The organism is Brevibacterium pigmentatum, from assembly GCF_011617465.1.
GTDB lineage: Bacteria > Actinomycetota > Actinomycetes > Actinomycetales > Brevibacteriaceae > Brevibacterium > Brevibacterium pigmentatum.
On record NZ_CP050153.1, the window covers coordinates 3,806,071 to 3,824,989 of the forward strand.

Genomic DNA, 18,919 nt, shown 5'->3' on the forward strand with positions numbered 1-18,919 from the left:
CCCGCGGCTCTGCGTCGCAGTCATCTGCGACTCCACATGGCCTCGCAGCACTTCAATCGATGACTGCTTCATGACCGATTCCTGACTTGTATAATGACTCCGGATGCGAAATTCCGATGAGTGCGCTACCGTCCTTGTTGTGGGCATCCAGCATTGCACACTGGTCCGCCCTGCATTCGAGCGATCTTCCCCTCCCGCTGTTCCACCGACACGATGCGGGCGCCCGATCGACTCCCAGTGAACCAGGACACGATGGACAAGAACGAACATCTCCCCGGAGACTCTCTCGCCGATTTCACGGAAGATGAGCTCTTCTCACTCATCGACGTGGGAAGCTCCGGGGCTTTCTCAGAGTTCTACCGTCGCCACATCGCCTCCGCCACGGTTTTGGCCGCCGCGGATTCTGCGAACCCGCGCTCCCGAGCCGACGCCGCTTTCCTTGCGATCCTGAAATCCCTGCTCGACGGCACCGCCGACAGGTCCTCGGGGTTCACGGCCTTGATCCGTGACGAGATCGTCCGTAGTTCCGACAGCGACTCTGCCGCTTCCTCATCCGAGCTCACTGAGGCGGAACCGGAGGACCTGTCCTCCTTCGCCGTCATCGCCTCCGCGTTCTCTTCGCTGCCCGACAATTGGCAGCGCATACTGTGGCTGCGAGAAGTCGAGGGCCAGTCGGCACAGTCCGCCGCTGAACTCCTCGACATCACCTCGGCCACGGCGGATCGACTCACGGCTCGGGCCCGAGAGGAGCTCGAAAGCACCTGGACGCAGACTCGCCCCGCGGATGGGCCGCTGTCGATCGCTGACCGCGCCGAGCTCATTCCGGCGCTGCTCACCTCGCCGATACTCATCGAACGCCTCTCCGATACTTTCGTCGCGGCACCCGGGCCGGATCTTGACGCCGAGGCAGCAGCCGCAGAGTCGGTCGACACCGGCGAGCTCCCCGCCGCCGCCGAATCCACCGACCCCGCGGAATCGGTCGGCACCGACGAACTCGTCGCAGCAGCCGAGTCGTCCGATGCCGCAGCCGAATCGCCCGACGCTGCAGATTCCAGCGAGCCCGTTGCCACAGATTCCAGCGAGCCCGTTGCCACAGATTCCGGCGAGCCCGATGATGATGCCGCTGCCGATAGCTCAGTTTCTCCCGCTGTCGTCCCCATCTCCGAAACTCCGAAGGAGACCGGCGAATCATCGGCAGAGACCATCGATGAACCGGCCGACCATGACGAGGTCCCGAAGTTCACCCTGCCGAAGCCGGTGCTCGTACCCCTCATTGCAGTGTGCCTCGGCCTGCTCTGCACTCTTCTCGGGTTCGCGATCCTGCCGAGCGGGGATTCCGGACCCGGTCCCCGCACAAACAGCACCGCAGGCTCCGGTTCGGCCTCTGAGCCGAAGAGCACCACCGACGACAGCGATGAAACACGAGCTTCAGACGGCTCCGGGGGTTCCACATCTGCCGACCCGGCACACGGAGCCGATACCGATGCCCCGAGTTCGCGCGACGAGGACCGCGACACGGATTCCGATACGTCCCCGCGGCCGGGAGACAAAGCCTCCGAGTTGCCCGCCGACTCCCCCGGCTCGAGCGGGACCGATGCTCCATCGAAGTCCTCCGACTCTGATGACCCCACTGCCCCAGACGAGCCGTCGGCCCCGGATGAGCCGGAGTCACCCGACTCGCCCTCCCAACCGGAGTCCCCCGACGAGCCCGAAACACCATCCGAGCCGGATCCCACCGAGGATCCCGGGACGCCGTCCGAGCCGGATCCCACCGAGGATCCCGGGACGCCGTCCGAGCCCGAGTCGCCCGAAGAGCCGGAAACGCCATCCGAACCCGAATCTCCGAGCGACCCCGGCGCACCGTCCGAGCCTGAGTCTCCCGGCACGCCGTAGGAATCGGCAACATCCGTCGCACCGAGCCTGTCGGCTTCAGTCGACAACGTCACTGGACAAGCTACACTGCGAATTAGACAACATCTTCATTGCGTATTTTCTGGACCACTGGCCGATTTTCAACGTAGGCAACTACCATCGGACGCATTCGGCGTGAACGGTGTCACAATTTTTATTGACACTCCCTGAGTACCAGGCAAGGATGTTCTGCATTGTCGAAATCCGACAGCAACTGCCGCGCAGAGCTCGCTCCATTCCGGCGACTCGGCCCTGCAACTTGCCTAGCAGCAGCTGAAGCGAGGAACCACTGATGTCAGAAGGCCACGACAGACCCGCGCAGAAAGACAAGAAGCCGACCCGCAAGGAACGGCGTGCCATAAAGAAACAGAAGCGGTTTGAGGCCGATGACTGCATCGTCGTCGAAACGAAATCGATCCGCACCGCCATCGGCGGCACCACAGTCGGCAACTTCATGGAATGGTTCGACTTCGGCGTCTACGGCTACCTGGCCGTGACGATGACCTCCGTGTTCACCTCGGGTATGGACGAGCAGATGGGTCTGCTCGTGACCCTATTCGGCTTCGCCGTGTCCTTCCTCGTCCGCCCACTCGGCGGCATGGTGCTCGGCCCGCTGGGCGACAAGATCGGTCGGCAGAAGGTCCTGTTCTTCACGATGGCCACGATGGCCACCGCCACCGCCCTCATCGGCGTCCTGCCCACCTCGGCTCAGGTCGGCCTGTGGGTGATCATCCCCCTCTACCTGCTCAAGATGATCCAGGGATTCTCCACCGGCGGCGAGTACGCCGGCGCCACCACCTACGTCTCCGAATTCGCTCCAGACAAGTCCCGTGGCTACTGGGCCTCGTGGCTCGATGTCGGCTCCTACCTGGGCTTCGCCGCCGGTGCCGGAACCGTGGCGATCACGACCGTGATCAGCACGTCCATCTACGGCGAAAACGCCATGCTCGACGGCGGTTGGAGGATCCCGTTCCTCCTCGCCATTCCGCTCGGCATCGTCGCCATCTGGTTCCGTCTGAAGATCCCGGAGACCCCGAGCTTCGAATCGAGCGAGGAAGCCGGCCGCGACATCAAGGTCAAGGACGACAAGTACGCCCGCCACGGCCTCATCGGTGTCATCCGCCACTTCTGGAAAGAGATCCTCATCGGCATCGCCGTCGTCGCAGGATCCCAGACGGTCGGCTATGCGCTGACGAGCTTCATGCCCACCTATCTGGAGGAGACCGTCAAGGTCTCGAACGTCCAGGCAGCCGTGGCCACAATCCCGGTCCTTGTCGTCATGTCGCTGTGCCTGCCGCTCATCGGCAAGCTCTCCGACAAGATGGGACGCAAGTTCATCTTCCTCGCGGCCGCGATCATGACGATCATCCTCATCGTTCCCGCCTTCGCCGTCATGCAGATCGGTGAGATGTGGGCGGTGATGGTGGCCCTGTTCATGGTCGCCCTGCCCGCGGGGTTCTACATCGCCTGCCTGGCCTCGACGCTGCCGGCTCTGTTCCCGACCGCGTCGCGCTACGGTGCGATGGGCCTGACGTTCAACCTCGGCGTCTCCCTGTTCGGCGGCACCACGCCGCTGTTCGCCCAGGCTCTCATCGACATGACCGGCAATTCGTATATGCCCGCGTTCTACATCCTGTTCTTCTCGGTCGTCGCGCTCGTCGCCGTGCTGCTCATGAAGGAATCGGCGCACAAGCCGTTGCCGGGCTCGTTCCCGACGGTGAACACCCACGAAGAGGCCGAAGAACTGGCTCGCACTCAGACGGACAACCCGGATCTGGACATCGAGTCCATGCCGATCCTCGACGTCGACCCCGACAAGGCACCCGCCTGATCGAAGTCGATACCTGATCGGCAGAGCTCGCCGATCGAATACATAAGACGCTGGGGCGTCCCGTTACGGGGCGGCCCAGCGTCGTCTTGAACGACGTGTGCATGAGCGGGTTCAAGATTCATATGTGGTGATCTCCATCAGTGCGTATGAATCTTGAACCCGCGGGTGATGACACGCCCCAGAACGTGGCGGAGGTCAGCCGTCGGCTTCGGCTGGGACGCGCTTGAAGAAGTAGAGGTTCGACGTGACGAGGTCGGCCACCTCGGCGGCCCGGCCCTCCTCGATGAGGTCGACGATGGCAGGCAGCTCGCGTGCGGAATCGAGTGCGATGGCCCCGATCTGATCCTCGCGCCGATAGAGGCGCGACTGATCGCGCAGGCGCAGGCTGATCGCGGCGGCACGCCCGCCGAGGCCGTGCTCGAGCAGAGCCTCATGGAACCTGCGGTCCTGGGTATAGAACTCCGCGAATTCGCCGGCCACTGCCGCCGCCAGGGTCGCCTCGGCCAGGCCGCGCAGTCGGGCAACCGCGTCTGCCTTGGTCGTTGCTTCGCCTGCCGCGTCCGCACCTGCCCGCTGGTAACGTCCGACGATGTCATCGCTGCCCGCCTCGGCCAGGTGGCGGACGGCCGGAACTGCGAGGAGGACGCGGATGGCGATGATCTCCTCGAGGTCCGCCTCGGTGATGGTGACCAGACGGAAGCCGCGATTGGGCACGGCTTCGACGGTCCCCTCGGTCACGAGCGCCATCATCGCCTCACGGACGGGGCTGAGTGACATGCCGAGCTGCTTGGCCAGGCCGGCTGCCGAATAGATGCGATCCTCGGCGAGTTCGCCTGAGGTGATGGCGTCGCGGATGATGCCCAGTGCCTGCTCGCGCAGCGATTCGGCCTGCGGTCTCACTCGCTCCATCTCACACTCCTCTTCGAATCGCGGTCGGCAGCCCGACGGTTCACACCGCTTCCGGCGTATTTCTGCGGCGACGATCTGCTCGCCGACTATTGACAGCATAACCGTGAGATCGCACCATTGAAGCAAGTAGTCGGTAATCGATTACCCAACCGGACTCCCCCAGCGGAGCCGTTCCCACAGTGACGTTCCTGCAATGAAGGAGGAACCCATGACTGCCGAACCCGTACCCGGCACACCCGCACCGACCACGCGCCCGACCGACACAGCGGCAGATCCGCTGCTCCAGCCCTTCGAGCTCGGCAGCCTCACGCTGCGCAATCGCATCGTCTCGACCTCGCATGAGCCCGCCTACACCGAGCTCGGCATGCCGAAGGACCGCTACCGGCTCTATCACCGGGAAAAGGCCCGCGGCGGTGTCGGTCTGACGATGATCGGCGGTTCGGCCATCGTGTCCAAGGACTCCCCCGCCGCGTTCGGCAATATCGACCTGTCCACCGACGAGGTGGTTCCGTGGCTGTCCGCGATCGCCGGAGACTGCCACGACGAAGGCACGGCGATCATGATCCAGGCGACCCACTTGGGCCACCGGTCATCGAACTTCGCCGGCGACTGGCTGCCGCTGGTCTCGGCCTCTCGGACGCGGGAGGCGGCGCACCGGTCGTTCACGAAGGCGCTCGAGGACTTCGATATGGATCGCATCGTCGCGGACTTCGCGGCCGCTGCCGAACGCGTGGCCGCCGCCGGGTTCGACGGGCTCGAGGTCATGCACGCCGGGCACCTGCTCGACTCCTTCCTCGCCCCGTGGCTCAATGACCGCGACGACGAGTTCTCCGGCGAACTGGCCAATCTGATCAAGTTCCCGATGCGCATCATCGACGCGGTGCGCGCCTCAGTTCCGGACGACTTCGTCCTCGGCATCCGCATGGCCGTCGACGAACGCCGCGAGGACGGCATGGACGAAGCGAGGGCCACCGAGATCCTGCGGACCTACACCGATCACGGCATCGACTTCCTCAACCTCAATGTCGGAATGATCAACTCGGACCGCCAGCTCGCCGAGGCGATCCCCGGCATGGGCACCCCCTCGGCGCCGTGGCTCGAAACCTGCCGCCGCATCCGCGAAGCCATCGACATCCCAGTCCTCCACGCCGCGCGCATCTCCGATGCCGCGACCGCCCGGTTCGCGATCGCCGACGGGTGCCTCGACCTCGTCGGAATGACCCGGGCACAGCTGGCCGATCCGCACCTCGCGCGCAAGGTCGCCGAAGGACGCGAGGACGATATCCGACCCTGCGTGGGCGCCAACATGTGCCTCGACTCGATCTACACCTCCGGTTCGGCCACCTGCATCCACAATCCGGCCAGCGGTCGCGAGGCCGATCTGCCGCAGGAGGTTCCCCGCGATGTCACGACCGGTCCCAAGCATGTCGTCATCATCGGCGCCGGTCCCGCCGGGCTCGAAGCTGCCCGTGTCGCCGCCGTGCGCGGGCACCGGGTGACCCTCATCGAGGCCGAGGACGCCCCCGGCGGGCAGGTCCGCCTCGCCGCCCGCTCGCAGCGCCGCCGCGACCTCATCGGCATCATCGACTGGCGCGTCCAGCAGTGCAGGAAGCACGGCGTCGACCTGCGACTGAACACCTTCGCCGAGGCGGACGACATCCTCGGCCTCGACCCCGACGTCGTCATCGTCGCCACCGGAGGGGTCCCCGATGCCGGGCATCCCTTCCGGGAGCAGGGGCCCAGCTTCGACGTCTGGGACGTCATGGACGACCGGCTCAAGTCGAAGCAGCGGGTCCTCGTCTTCGACGACCATGGGTTCTATCCGGCCCTCGACGCCGTCGAACGCTTGGCGCGGGCCGGTCAGCAGGTCACTTACGTCAGCCCCGAACGCACGATCGGCATCGACGTGGGGTCGATGAACTCCCCTGCCTACCTCCAGGTGTTCTCCGAATTCGGAGTCGAGGTCCGCCTCGGCGAGCGACTCACGCAGAAGCCGCGGATCGAGGGGAAGGAGATCGTGGCGATGCTGCGCAACGAGTACTCGGATCGGGAGACGGAGATCGTCTCCGATGCGGTGGTCGTCGATTTCGGGACAACACCCAATGACGAGATCTATGTCGAGCTCAAGTCGCAGTCAACGAACCACGGGGCGACGGATCTTGAGGCGTGGGTGCGGGGACGGCCGCAGCCGCATTCCAGAGCCGGCTCGGATCCCGGGTCCACCGGCACCGAGGCGGGGCCGAGGTTTTCGCTGTATCGGATCGGTGATGCCGTCGCCTCACGCAATGTGCATGCGGCGGTGCTGGAAGGACTGAGAGTGGGAATGGGTCTGTGAACACGATCTGCACCAGCGTCGATTTCCACACGGCCGGCGAACCGTTCCGGATCGTCGCCGACCCTCCTGTCGAGATTCCCGGCGCGAGCGTGGCGCAGCGGCGGGCGCTGGCGGTGCCGGGCTCGGAGCTCGACGATCTGCGCAGGCTGCTGTGCTTCGAACCGCGCGGACATGCGGATATGTACGGCGGCTTCATCACCCCACCCGATGATGGCGGAGCCGATTTCGGGGTGCTGTTCTGGCACAAGGACGGCTTCTCCACCGCCTGCGGTCACGGGACGATGGCGCTGGGGGCCTGGGCGGTGTCCTCCAGGATCGTTGCAGCCGATCCGTCTGGGACCACCGAAGTCACGATCGACGTTCCCTCGGGTCGGGTGCGGGCACAGGTGCACACGGATGCCGAGGGCAGGGCCACCTCGGTGGACTTCGTCAATGTGCCCAGCCGTCTTGTCGCCTCGCGGATCACGGTGTCCACGAGCCGCGGCCCGATCTCGGCCGACCTCGCGTGGGGCGGGGCGATCTATGCCCTCGTCGATGCGGCTGACCTCGGCGCACCCAGCCTGGAGGTCGTGCCCGAGAATCTCACCGCTCTGATCTCTCTGGGTCGAGAGGTCAAGGCAGGTCTCGCCGATCACCCGGACACGGTCCACCCCGAGGATGAGCGTCTCTCCGGGGTGTACGGCACGATCTTCGTCGACCGGTTCGGCGCTCTGCCCAGCGGCGAACTGCACCAGCGCAATGTCACGATCTTCGCCGATGGCCAAGTGGACCGCTCGCCCTGCGGGTCGGGAACGGCGGCTCGAGTCGCCGCTCTCCACGCCAAGGGTGAGCTCCGATCAAGGCAGAGCCTGGTCCACGAGTCGATCGTGGGCACGCGACTTCGGGCGAAGGTCCTCGAAGAGACCGCCGGCGGCGTCATCCCGGTCGTCACCGGCAGCGCCCACCGGGTGGCCACCTCGACGTTCGAGGTCGACCCGCTCGATGACCTTGTGCCCGGGTTCGTGCTGCGGTGAGTTCCGGTTCTTCCTCGATCAGTACTTGAGGAGGAGATCAGTGTTCGAGGATGATTTTTCCGCTCGTCGCCCGGGATTCGAGCGCCGTGAATGCGGCGGCCACCTCGGTGAGGGGGAACCGGTCTCCGATGTGGACGGTGAGGTCTCCGCTGCGGATCCATTCGAAGATCTCGTCGGTGCGTGAGCGCAGCTCCTCAGGCGTCCTGACGTGGTCGACGACGGTCGGCCGAGTGAGAAAGAGGGACCCGGAAGCGCTGAGCGTGTTGACGTCGACGGCCGGGACGGGGCCGCTGGCATTGCCGACGACAACGAGGGTGCCGCGGGTGCGCAGAGCCTTGAGATCGCCGTCGAACGTTGTTGCGCCGACGCCGTCGAAGATCACCGAGGCGCCTTCTCCGTCTGAGACCTCCCGGACCTTCTCCGCGAAGTCGTCGTAGCCGAAGACGTGGGCGGCACCATTGGCTCGGGCGATCTCGGCCTTCTCTTCGGTCGAGGTCGTGCCGATCACGGTGGCGCCCTTGACGGCTGCGATCTGCGTGAGCATCTGACCGAGCCCGCCTGCCGCGGCGTGGATGACGACGACATCGCCGGCCGAGATGGGGAAGGTGCTCGTGGTCAGGTAGTGGGCAGTGATGCCCTGCATGAGAGCGGCAGCAGCGGTCTCGTCGTCGATGTCGTCCGGCAGCGGCACGGCCTTGTCCGCCCGGACGAGGGCAGTGGACGAGAAGCTGCCCTGTCCGCCGGTCATCCAGCCGACGCGATCGCCGACGGAGAAGCCGTCGACTCCGGCACCCACGGCGGTGACCGTGCCGACTCCTTCGACACCGGGGGCGAACGGCGCTGTGACCGGCGTTCCTCCGCGGCGTTGGACGACGTCGATGAAGTTCACCCCGGCCAGGTTCAGGCTGACCTGCAGCTGCCCGTCGGCCGGAGCAGAGGGTGTTGCCGACGCGTCGTCGGTGACCACGTACTTCTCGGGTCCTCCGTGTTCGTTGACGATGATCGACGTCATTGCTGCCTCCTCGAAGTCGGATTCGATCCGGACTATAGTCCGTATATGGACGACATTAACGGACCGCAGTCCGGTTATGGAAGAGGGAACGAGAAGTTTCTCCCTCTGGTCGCCTCGCAGGCTCCTCTCCGCGCCGATGCACAGCGCAATCGGAGGAAGATCCTCGATGCCGCGGCTGCCCTCCTGACCGACAGGGGAGTCGACGGACTGACGATGGATGAGCTGGCCCGGCGGGCCGGAGTCGGCAAGGGCACTCTCTACCGCAATTTCACCGACAAGCCCGGCATCGCCTCAGCTCTGCTCGACGACCGGGTCCGGGACATGCACGCTCGCATGCTCCAGGGTCCGCCGCCCTTGGGTCCGGGGGCTCCGGGAGGCGAGCGCCTCGGCGCCTTCGTCGATGCGTACCTGCGTCACATCGCCGGCAACCTCGACCTCGTCCTCCTCACCGAGAGCAGCTCACCGAAGGGTCGTTTCGACCGACAGAGCTACCCGTTCTGGCGGCGCCACGTGGAGATCCTCATTGCCGAGATGTGGACGACCGGGACGCTCGAACGCTCAGACGCGAACCCCTCCGATCCGATCGCCACCCGCGCCGAGGCGGTCATGGCGGTTCTGTCCGCAGCCCAGCTCGATCAATGGCTGAACAGACAGGGCCATTCGCTCGACGAGCTCATTCCGCAGATCCAGACGATCGCCACCGCCATCGCCGCTCGGTAGGGACCGACACGCCGCGTCCCGGACCACCGCGACAAGCAATATTGCGAATAGAATGACAGGTGTAATCCAGGTCACACTGCGAAGGGGTGGGTGTGGGCAAGTACATCCTCCGGCGTGTGCTGCTGATGATTCCGATCGTCCTCGGCGTCGCCACGCTGTCCTTCATCCTCATGAAGCTGGCTCCCGGCGATCCCGCAGCCGCATACCTCGGCGATAAAGCCACTCCGGAGAACGTCGCTCAGCTTCGTCAGGCCTGGGGCCTGAACGAACCGATGATCATCCAGTACTTCCAGTTCCTCGCAGGCCTCCTCGTCGGTGACTTCGGACAGTCATTCATCTTCCAGACCTCCGTCCTCGAGCTGCTGAAGCTGCGGATGCCGGCGACCCTGCTGCTCATGCTCGTGTCCTTGGTGTTCGCTGTCGTCATCTCCGTCCCGCTGTCGCTGTGGGTGGCCGCGAAGAGATCGGCCGCCTCGGCGATCGTGTCCAGGGTCTTCGCCGCCACCGTCCAAGGCATGCCGGCGTTCTTCGTCGGCACCCTGCTCATCCTCGTCCTCGGCGTGAACCTCGGAGTCTTCCCAGTCGGCGGCTACGGCAGCAACTTCGGTGAGCACGTCTACTCCCTCGTTCTGCCCGGCCTCGCCGTCGCTCTGACGATCTGCCCCGTACTCATCCGCAGCCTCACAGCGGCACTGAACGATTCGATGTCGGCCGAATACACGAACTTCGCCCTGTCGAAGGGCCTGAGCAGGAAGCGGACAGTCTTCGACTATGCCTTCCGCAATGCCGGAATCACGGGGGTCTCGATCCTCGGCATCCAGGTCGGCCACCTCGTCGGCGGTGCCCTCGTCGTCGAGAACGTCTTCGCGATCCCCGGCGTCGGCTCACTCCTCATGGAAGCCGTCCTCGCCCGTGACTACGACGTCGTGCAGGCATTGACCGTGATCTTCGGTGTCCTCGTCGTCCTCGTCTACCTGCTCACCGACATCGTCTACAGCATCGTCGATCCACGCGTGCGGTTGGGGGCATGATGACCGAACCGATGACCTCCCCGACTGCGACCGGCGCAGGTGGCCCGGGCGGCAAACCACCGCGGACTCGCGGCGGCACGGCGTCCCGGGCGACGCCGACTGCGCGATTCTCTCTTCCGCTTCCGGCGTTCATGCGGCGGCACAATCTGCAGCTGTGGATCGGTGGGATCACCCTCGGCGCAATGGTGCTGCTGCTCGCCATCGGACCGCTCTTCGTCACCGACGACCCCAATCGGCAGGACCTGCTCAACACCTTCGCCCCGTCATCGGCCGCACACCCATTGGGCACCGATCAGCTCGGGCGAGACGTCCTCTCCCGCTTCCTTCATGGTGGCCGCGTCGACCTCATCGTCGCCGTCGTGGCCGTCATCGTACCCTTCATCCTGGGCACCGTCCTCGGTTCACTGGCCGGCTACTTCGGCCGATGGGTCGACATCGTCATCATGCGTCTGGCCGATATCGTCTCGGCCTTCCCGTTCTACGTCCTGGTCATCGTGCTCGTCTTCGTCATGGGCAACGGAATGGGCAGCATCTTCGTCGCCATCAGCGCCGTTTCCTGGGTGGCCTACGCTCGCATCGTCCGCGGCGAGGTGCTCGTCCTCAGAGAGCAGGAGTTCATCTCCGCCTGCCGCGCTTCGGGCCTGAGCACACCAAGGATCCTCACCCGCCACATCATTCCGAACACCGTCAGCCAGGGCGTCATCTATGCGATGAGTGACATCGTGCTCAACATCGGCGTCGTCGTCACCCTCAGCTACTTCGGCATGGGCATCGTCCCGCCGACCGCCGACTGGGGTCAGATGATGAACGATGGTCAGCAGTACATGGGCACCGGCAACTACGGCCTCATCCTGTGGCCGGGATTCGCCGTCGTCATCGTGTCCTTCGCACTGGCGCTCATCGGCGACGGCCTGACGAACACGCTGAAGCCGAAGAGGTGACCATGCCCATCCTCGAAGTGGACTCCCTCACCGTCGACATCGACGGAGAGGCCGGACGACGCCGGATCCTCGACGATGTGTCGATCAGTCTCGAGGCCGGTGAGCCGATGGGGCTCGTCGGCGAATCGGGATCGGGTAAGTCGATGACGCTGCGCAGCATCCTCGGAATGCTCCCACCCGGTGCCACCGTCGTCGACGGAGAGATCCGGTTCGACGGTCGCAATGTCCTCAGCTCCGGGCCGGGTGGGCGATTCGATCAGCGCATCCGCGGCACGGGCATCTCGATGGTGTTCCAGGAACCTGCCATCGCCCTCAACCCGGTGATGAAGGTCGGCCGTCAGATCACCGATGCCATCGCCGAACGCAGAGGGATGTCGAAGAAGCAGGCCCACGACCTCGCCGTCGAGCTCATGGACCGTGTCGGCATCGCCGAACCGGACCGCAGAGCCAGGAACTACCCGTTCCAGCTCTCCGGCGGTATGCGTCAGCGCGTGATGATCGCAGCGGCGCTGGCCCAGGAGCCGCAGGTTCTGCTCTGCGACGAACCGACGACGGCGCTCGACGTGACGATCCAGGCGCAGGTGCTCGATCTCTTCCGCACCATGCAGCAGGATGAGGGGCTCGGCCTGCTCTATGTCACCCATGACCTCGCGGTCGTCGCTCAGCTGTGCTCGTCGATCAGTGTGATGAAGGACGGGCAGATCGTCGAACACGGTGTGCTGCAGGAGGTCTTCGACGATCCCCAGAAGGAGTACACGCGTCGACTGCTGACAGCGACTCCGCGCATCGATGAGGACGTTGACGATGCGGGCCTTGCCGAGGAGACACGATGACCGAGACTCAGCCTTCGTCGGCGCCGGTGCGCGGTCTGCGCGCCGAGAACGTCACCGTCACCTTCGGACGTGGTGACCGCGCCTTCACCGCGGTCGATTCCGCCGACCTGCAGGTCCGCCCCGGCGAGATCGTCGGACTCGTCGGCGAATCGGGTTCGGGAAAATCGACGCTGTCACGAGTCATCTGCGGACTCCAGCGCGACTACGACGGCACGGTGAGCGTCGACGGTCGGGAGTTCGCACAGAAACGCACGAGCGCACAGTGGCGGATCGTGCAGATGGTCTTCCAGGACCCTTTCGCCTCCCTCGATCCCCGCTACACGGTGCGGGCGACGCTCGCCGAGGTGATCCGCCACCATCGTCTCGCCTCCGGACCTGCGCTGCGGGCCAGGTGTGCGGAACTGATGGAGATGGTGCGGCTGCCCGAGGAGTTCCTCGACCGCACCCCGACCGCCATGTCGGGAGGCCAGAGGCAGAGGGTGGCGATCGCTCGAGCGCTGGCCGTCGAACCCAGCATCATCGTCGCCGACGAAGCCGTCTCCGCCCTCGACGTCAGTGTTCAGGCGGAGATCGTCGCGCTCTTCGCCCGGCTGCGCGAGGAACTCGACCTATCAATTCTCTTCATTTCCCATGACCTGGCCGTCGTCAGGAAGCTGTGCGAGCGGATCTACGTCATCCACAACGGCCGCCTCGTCGAGGAGAACACGACCGAGGAGATCTTCACGTCTCCGCGCGACGACTATACGAAGACGCTGCTGAGGGCGATACCGACCTTCCACAGCGCCTATCTCGATCGTCTCCGAGGAGGGGAAGGGTGATGGCCAGACGATTCACTGCGGTGACGGCAGCACTCTGCGCCTGCCTTCTGATCCTCGCAGGGTGCAGTTCGGGAGGAGAGAAGACCGCTCGCCCCGGCGGCGACCTCGTCTTCGCTCGCGCCGCCGATGCGACGACTCTGCTGCCACCGACGACGACCCAGAATGAGGACATCTGGACGCTGCAGCAGGTCTACGAGACTCTCACTCTCAACAAACCCGACGGGTCCGGGGTCGAACCGGGGCTGGCAACCGATTGGGAGGAATCGAAGGACAAGATGTCCTGGACCTTCCATCTGCGCGAGGGAGTGAAGTTCCACAGCGGCAAGACACTCGACGCCGACGATGTCGTCTTCTCCCTGAACTATGCGCGGGATCAGGAAGATGAGAACAACCTCTGGGCCGCCGAATTCGACCCGATCAAAGACGTGAAGAAGGTCGACGACCAGACGGTGCGCATCGACCTGAAACAGCCATGGGGTCCCCTGCCGAGCTATATGGCGCTGTTCGCCGCATCGATCTACCCCGACGACTTCGGCGGACACGACGCCGAGTACATGGCCTCACATGCAGACGGAACTGGCCCGTTCAAGGTCGGCAAGTGGAATAAGGGGCAGAGCCTCGAACTGGTGAAGAACCCGAACTACTGGGAAGAGGGCGTCCCCTCTCTGGATTCCGTGACCTTCAACGTCGTCGCCGACGACAATACCCGTCGCCTGCAGCTGCAGGGCGGGCAGGCCGATATCAATCAGGAGCCTGCTCCGTTGAGCATGAGTCAGCTCTCGCGCTCACAGGACATCAACGCCCAGGCGTTCACCTCGACGAAGATCCTCTATTTCAACATCAACAACAAGGAGAAGGGACTCGACGATCCCAAGCTGCGACGTGCCATGTCGTATGCTGTCGATCGCAGGTCCATCGTCGAGGTGGTCTACGCCGGTTACGCTGAGCCCGCGACCTCGTTCATCTCACCGGGACTTGCCGGTCATTCGGACAAGGTCGACAGCAGCCAGTTCGACATGGAGAAGGCCAAGCAGCTGGTCAAGGAGTCGGACCATCCGGACGGAATCGACATCACCATCCAGATTCCCTCGGGTGTCGCCGATCGTGAGCTGTTGGCGCAGATCGCCCAACAGGCGTGGCAGGACATCGGCCTGACCGTCCACGTCCAAAAGCTCGACGATGCGACGCTGACGACGAATCGGACGAACGGCAACTTCCAAGTCCAAGTCAGCTACGCGACTTCCGATGTCTCCGACACGTCACAGATGATCAACTTCCTCGCCGTCACCGACGACTCCGGAGTTCGTTCGGGCTATTCCGACCCCGATGTGGAGAAATGGGCTGAGCAGGCCGTGGCCGAAGAAGACCAGGACCGGCAGAAAGAGCTGTACGCCAAGATCCAGCAGAAAGTCGCCGAGGATGCCCCGATCGTTCCAATCGCCTACCAGAAGGCCCTGTTCGGGATGAGCAGAGACGTCGTAGGCTTCGAACCCTACGTCCTCGGCACCTACGGCCTGAAGGAGACAAAGCTCAAGCACTGAGCCGGCATCACCTCTCGACGACGAGATCGGTCAAAGGGGTCGAGCAGCAGGGCAGAAACTTGCCCGCGGCGATCTCCTTCGGCCGGATGCCTCCGGCGTGCTTCATCTCGACCTCCCCGCTGACGAGCACGGACTTGCAGGTTCCGCACGCGCCCTGCGAGCAGGATGAGGGCACCGACAGTCCGGCGTCCAGAGCAGAGTCGAGCACGGTCGTGGACTCATCGCAGTCGACCACGCGCCCGGAGATCGCGAACTCGACGGCGTGGCTCACTCCAGTGCCGTCGGCGGCGGCTCCGGCAGCTTTGGCTCTCGCACCGGCCTTGGCCAAACGGTCGGCTGGTGAAGTGGCGAAGACGAACGACTCCTCGTGCATTCGCGCCGCTGCTACCCCCGCCTCGGCGAGCAGGGGTCGCACGGCCTCCATATACGGTCCCGGTCCACACACGAAGGTTTCGCGGTCGGCCGCGTCGGGGACCACCTCGGCGAGGGTATTCTCATTGATCCGGCCGCGCCGACCAGCCCAGGTCTCCACCTCGGAATCCCTGGAGCACAGGATGGTGACGCTGACTCCGGCGACCTCGGCGAGCTGTTCGAGCTCGGCGCGGAAGATGATGTCGAGCGGCGTCGAGGCGCTGTGGACGAAGGCGATGTCGGCGCCGGACCCTCCCTGTCGGGCGAGCAGGCTGCGCACCATCGACATGATCGGGGTGATTCCGGAGCCGGCGGAGAGGAAGAGGTGTCGTTCGGCCTGGTGGAAGCTCGTGCTGAACAGTCCGTAGGGCCCGTCCGCGTGCAGCCGATCGCCGACCTGAACGGTATCGTGCAGATGATTCGACACCGCTCCCCCGGGCACGCGCTTGACCGTGATGGTGAAGATATTCGTGCCGAAGGGCGCCGAGGAGATCGAATAGCAGCGCTCGAGGCCGAGCTCGGGGATGCGCATCGTCACGTACTGACCGGGGGCGAAGTCGACGGCGGCCATCCATCCGGCCCGCAGCTCGAAGGTCTTCACGTCGTGGGTCACCTGAGTGATGCCGGTGACCTCGACGGGACCGGTGAGCAGCTCCGGGTCGAGCTGAAGTTCAGCGAGCGCGGGCTCGACTGCCGTGTCGAGGACCGGCGTATCGAGGACTGGCGGGGCGACGGCTGCGAGTATAGGCCGCCTGCCCCGAGTGGGCACCCGGAATGTCGCCTTGCCCACGGGCGTGGATGCTGCCTGGGCGAATGTCGAATGACGGTACCTCATCGCCGATCAGCTCCTTCCAGCTTCACAGTCCGCTGTTCCCGGTGAGCCTTGAGACGTTCGATGTACCAGGTCACGAAGTCATCGACCTGCGATTCCGTCGGCGCGTAAGGACCCGGCACATATGCGGGCGATGAGATTCCCAGGTGCCCACGCTCGCAGAAGGTCGCGTCCTGCTCGTTCGTCTTGATCCACACCGTGGTGAGGTTGTCGAGGTCGTAGTCGACGCCCTCCTCCGCATCGGCATGGACGAGCCAGGTCGTGCGCACCAGCGTCTTGTCCTCGGCCAACGGCAACAGGCTGAAGGTCACCACATGGTCGCCCATCGCGTGGAACCACATGTTCGGCTGCACATGCAGCGACGCCCGCCCCAGAACGAAGGTGTCGAGGTCTCCCAACAATTTCGCCGAGGCGGCCGATCCGTCCATCGTGTACGACTCGCCCTTCCCGTCGAGCGCGGCCCGTTCGATCCGGAACCCGGTGGGTCGTCCGCTCAGTTCCTCGACGAGGGCATAGGGCAGGCCGTTGCGGTCGCAGCTGGCGTGCAGCTGGTCCTCCGCGTCGAGGTAGCGCTGGTAGGCCGGTTGCAGACGCTTGGGAATCTCGTCGGGATCGTAGCCGTAGGTGGGGAAGAACGTGCAGGTCAGCTCCGGGTGTCCGGCTTCGCAGTGGTAGCACTCGCGGTTGTTCTCCATGACGAGCTTCCAGTTCGAGTCCTCGATGAGGTCACTCTGCGCGGCCACCTTCGTCCCGGCGATGTCATGCCCGGCCAGATAGGGCTCGATGACCTCGGCCACCTCGTCGATGTCGTCCGGTGGGGTGGGGCTGAGGCAGATGAAGATCAGCCCGCCGATGACGCGGAGGTTCACCGAGCGCAGCGAGAAGCAGGACCGATCAAAACCGGGAGCTTGGACACCGGCGGAGATGAGTTCGCCCGACGGCGTGTACGTCCACTGGTGGTATCCGCAGACGATGTTGCCCACGGAACCGCACAGATCATTGAGCAGCCGCGTGCCCCGGTGGCGGCAGACATTGTGGTGTGCCCGGATCTCACCGTCGTCATCGCGGATGACGATGACCGAATAGGCACCGATGTCGATCGTGAGGTAGTCGCCGGGCTCTGGTACTTCGGCGCTTGATGCAACGAAGATCCACGTCGAGGCGAAGATCGCCTCGATATCGCGCGCGAAGAATTCCGGACTGATGTAGAACGGCGCCGCCAGCGAATAGCCGGGCACACGTTCGTCGATGAGCCGGTCGATATCGGTCCTGCCGTGCCCGCCCGATCCGGCGGCCGCACCGGGCTCATTCATGCCGGAATCGGTCCGCTTCTGCTCTGGTGCCAGAGTCAATTCGTCCACCACCTCGTCGTCGCGTCTCGACCGCGTCTCGTGTCGGCCCCTTCGCCGGCCGCGGCCCGGGAGTTCGTGCTCCTGCTCCCAGTGTCCGCCAGAGGTTTGGTGAAGAAAAGCAAATCTTCTTCATCCGAAACGTGCAATACTATTGCATGATCGATCCGCGTCTCCACGTCCTTCGGGTCCTTGCCGAAGTCGGCACTCTCACCGAGGCGGCACACCGCCTCGGATATACCCCTTCGGCCGTATCGCACCAGCTCAGAGGCTTATCGAAGGAGCTCGGTGTCCGTGTCGTCGAACCGCGCGGACGCGGCCTCGTCCTCACTCGTGCCGGTCAGCTCCTCCTCGAACGCTCGCAGGAGCTCTTCATCCGGTGGGAGGAGATCCGCGGTGAACTCGACGGCCTCGACTCCGGTCTCGATACACGCAGCAGACGGTTGCGTCTATGCGGGTTCTCCACTGCCGCGGCCGCGCTGCTTCCACCGACGGCCCTGACCGTGATGGAGCGGTTCCCCGGCGCCGAGGTCACGATCATCGAAGCCGACCCCGAGGAGTGCTTCGACCTTCTCGTCTCCGAGCACGCCGATGTCGCCGTGGTCGTCGCCACCGATCCGCTGCCGCCGCGCAGCGATCCCCGTTTCGAGCAGTCGGCGCTGTTCAGCGATCGCCTCGATCTGCTGGTCCCCGTGGGACACCCTCTGGCAGAGAAATCAGCGGTGGCGCTGAGCGAAGCCGCCGAGGAGTCCTGGATCCTCGATCGGGCGGGTTCGCCTTATCACCGCTTGGTGCGCACGGCATGTGCGGCAGCCGGCTTCCAACCGGAACAGGCCCACCAGTCACGCGAGTGGGAGACGGGGGCATCGTTGGTCTCGGCGGGACTCGGGGTCGCACTCATCCCTCGACTGGCACGCCTGCCGGACGGCTTCGATGTGGTGCGCGTGCCGCTGCGCGGGGATCCGGTGCCGTCGCGGAAGATCCTCTCGGGCATCCGCCGCGGCTCGGGCACTCAGCCGATCATCGCCTCGGCGTTGGAGGTCCTCCGGGAGTCTGCTGAAACTGCGGCCCGCCAGGGGGCATGACCATCCAGACCTGCGGTCGCATTCTGCGTCGCTTTCTGGCGACGACGGTGGTCAGCACGATCCCGGCGATCAGCACCAGAACGGACACGACAGCGACGACGAATCCGGTGATGAAGAAGCCCGACGCGAAATCGTCGAAGGCGTCGACGTTCCCGCCGCCGCCGAGGAGGAACAGGAACATGGGAATGACGAGGATGCACACCCCCACGCCCAGACCGAGGACTCCGGCGATGATGAGGAGGATTCCCGGCACCACGGATGGCTTCTTCGCAGGCGCCCCACCCGGCGGGAACCCACCGGGCTGGATCATTTGCGGGTGATGCGTCATCCGGTCCTCCTTCGTCACC

General features: G+C 64.9%; 16 protein-coding genes. 11 read left to right on the forward strand and 5 right to left on the reverse strand.

Annotated elements, in window-relative coordinates:
- Positions 1-252: 252 nt before the first annotated feature.
- Both GUY30_RS17250 and GUY30_RS17255 read left to right on the forward strand, forming a co-directional pair.
- Positions 253-1,893, forward strand: a complete 1,641-nt coding sequence (locus GUY30_RS17250) for a sigma-70 family RNA polymerase sigma factor (RefSeq protein WP_167200321.1) — start codon at positions 253-255, stop codon at positions 1,891-1,893.
- A 310-nt stretch (positions 1,894-2,203) separates the two neighbouring features.
- A complete protein-coding gene (locus GUY30_RS17255; RefSeq protein WP_167200324.1) occupies positions 2,204-3,742 on the forward strand; it encodes an MFS transporter in 1,539 nt (512 codons plus the stop codon).
- A gap of 195 nt (positions 3,743-3,937) precedes the next feature.
- On the opposite strand, the gene GUY30_RS17260 is transcribed toward GUY30_RS17255, so the two are convergent.
- Positions 3,938-4,651 carry a GntR family transcriptional regulator gene (locus GUY30_RS17260; RefSeq protein ID WP_228281514.1) on the reverse strand — a complete coding sequence of 238 codons (714 nt, stop codon included), beginning with the start codon at positions 4,649-4,651 and terminating at the stop codon, positions 3,938-3,940.
- A gap of 208 nt (positions 4,652-4,859) precedes the next feature.
- On the opposite strand from GUY30_RS17260, the gene GUY30_RS17265 reads away from it, so the two are divergent.
- Positions 4,860-6,986, forward strand: coding sequence for an oxidoreductase (locus GUY30_RS17265; protein WP_167200330.1), 2,127 nt, complete (start codon positions 4,860-4,862; stop codon positions 6,984-6,986).
- On the forward strand, positions 6,983-7,999 hold the full coding sequence (locus GUY30_RS17270; RefSeq protein WP_323127763.1) for a proline racemase family protein: 1,017 nt from the start codon (positions 6,983-6,985) through the stop codon (positions 7,997-7,999). The genes GUY30_RS17265 and GUY30_RS17270 overlap by 4 nt, the downstream gene beginning before the upstream one ends.
- 37 nt (positions 8,000-8,036) lie before the next feature.
- Here the strand turns inward: GUY30_RS17270 and GUY30_RS17275 are convergent, their stop codons facing one another.
- Positions 8,037-9,011, reverse strand: coding sequence for a quinone oxidoreductase family protein (locus tag GUY30_RS17275; protein ID WP_167200333.1), 975 nt, complete (start codon positions 9,009-9,011; stop codon positions 8,037-8,039).
- Between the two features lie 45 nt (positions 9,012-9,056).
- On the opposite strand from GUY30_RS17275, the gene GUY30_RS17280 reads away from it, so the two are divergent.
- The 6 genes from GUY30_RS17280 (at position 9,057) to GUY30_RS17305 (ending at position 14,895) form a co-directional block, all read left to right on the forward strand.
- Complete coding sequence (locus tag GUY30_RS17280; RefSeq protein ID WP_167200336.1) at positions 9,057-9,731, forward strand: TetR/AcrR family transcriptional regulator; 675 nt, start codon at positions 9,057-9,059, stop codon at positions 9,729-9,731.
- Between the two features lie 92 nt (positions 9,732-9,823).
- On the forward strand, positions 9,824-10,762 hold the full coding sequence (locus GUY30_RS17285) for an ABC transporter permease (protein WP_167200339.1): 939 nt from the start codon (positions 9,824-9,826) through the stop codon (positions 10,760-10,762).
- A gap of 11 nt (positions 10,763-10,773) precedes the next feature.
- Complete coding sequence (locus GUY30_RS17290; protein ID WP_167200342.1) at positions 10,774-11,703, forward strand: ABC transporter permease; 930 nt, start codon at positions 10,774-10,776, stop codon at positions 11,701-11,703.
- A 2-nt stretch (positions 11,704-11,705) separates the two neighbouring features.
- Positions 11,706-12,536 (forward strand): ABC transporter ATP-binding protein, encoded by an 831-nt coding sequence (locus GUY30_RS17295; RefSeq protein WP_167200345.1) that lies wholly within the window; start codon positions 11,706-11,708, stop codon positions 12,534-12,536.
- Complete coding sequence (locus GUY30_RS17300) at positions 12,533-13,354, forward strand: ABC transporter ATP-binding protein (protein WP_167200348.1); 822 nt, start codon at positions 12,533-12,535, stop codon at positions 13,352-13,354. The genes GUY30_RS17295 and GUY30_RS17300 overlap by 4 nt, the downstream gene beginning before the upstream one ends.
- On the forward strand, positions 13,354-14,895 hold the full coding sequence (locus GUY30_RS17305; protein WP_167200351.1) for an ABC transporter substrate-binding protein: 1,542 nt from the start codon (positions 13,354-13,356) through the stop codon (positions 14,893-14,895). Before GUY30_RS17300 ends, GUY30_RS17305 begins: the two co-directional genes overlap by 1 nt.
- Before the next feature lie 7 nt (positions 14,896-14,902).
- On the opposite strand, the gene GUY30_RS17310 is transcribed toward GUY30_RS17305, so the two are convergent.
- Together GUY30_RS17310 and GUY30_RS17315 are read right to left on the reverse strand one after the other, a co-directional pair.
- Positions 14,903-16,141: an FAD-binding oxidoreductase gene (locus tag GUY30_RS17310; RefSeq protein WP_167200354.1), complete on the reverse strand. Its 1,239-nt coding sequence runs from the start codon at positions 16,139-16,141 to the stop codon at positions 14,903-14,905.
- A complete protein-coding gene (locus GUY30_RS17315) occupies positions 16,138-17,490 on the reverse strand; it encodes an aromatic ring-hydroxylating oxygenase subunit alpha (RefSeq protein WP_228281515.1) in 1,353 nt (450 codons plus the stop codon). Before GUY30_RS17315 ends, GUY30_RS17310 begins: the two co-directional genes overlap by 4 nt.
- A gap of 155 nt (positions 17,491-17,645) precedes the next feature.
- On the opposite strand from GUY30_RS17315, the gene GUY30_RS17320 reads away from it, so the two are divergent.
- The gene (locus GUY30_RS17320) at positions 17,646-18,572 is read left to right on the forward strand and encodes a LysR family transcriptional regulator (RefSeq protein WP_167200357.1); all 927 of its coding nucleotides are present in this window, start codon (positions 17,646-17,648) and stop codon (positions 18,570-18,572) included.
- Here GUY30_RS17320 and GUY30_RS17325 read toward each other — a convergent pair.
- Positions 18,508-18,900 (reverse strand): hypothetical protein, encoded by a 393-nt coding sequence (locus GUY30_RS17325; protein WP_167200360.1) that lies wholly within the window; start codon positions 18,898-18,900, stop codon positions 18,508-18,510. The genes GUY30_RS17320 and GUY30_RS17325 overlap by 65 nt on opposite strands.
- Positions 18,901-18,919: the final 19 nt, after the last annotated feature.